The 223-nt window shown below is 33.6% G+C and carries 1 protein-coding gene; it reads right to left on the bottom strand.

Annotation, left to right across the window (positions count from 1 at the left end; all coding sequences use genetic code 11):
• On the bottom strand, positions 1–223 hold a 223-nt coding region (locus IM290_RS21370; protein ID WP_193354506.1), incomplete at both ends, for a hypothetical protein.

Here is a 223-nt window from a genome sequence, read left to right as displayed (position 1 = left end):
ACTTAACTCTTCTACGCCCTCCAGATTAAACTGAATTTTGCTTATCTTGTCTTTTATATCCTGCGCATCCTTGTTATATTTTCTCAACTCATCGAGGTCTACAGGAATTTCCTCAGCAGCTGCATGCGCATCATTTATTGATTTTATTTTAGCTTCAAGAGATTCAATGTTAGGTTCAATTTCTTTTATTCTCACATCTATATTTTTAATTCTCCTAGTAATG

The sequence above is a fragment of the Enterobacter cloacae complex sp. S1 genome (assembly GCF_014930525.1).
Classification (GTDB): domain Bacteria; phylum Pseudomonadota; class Gammaproteobacteria; order Enterobacterales; family Enterobacteriaceae; genus Enterobacter; species Enterobacter hormaechei_C.
The sequence above is the reverse complement of the archived record's forward strand: the minus strand, read 5'-3'. Positions and strand labels throughout refer to the sequence as shown.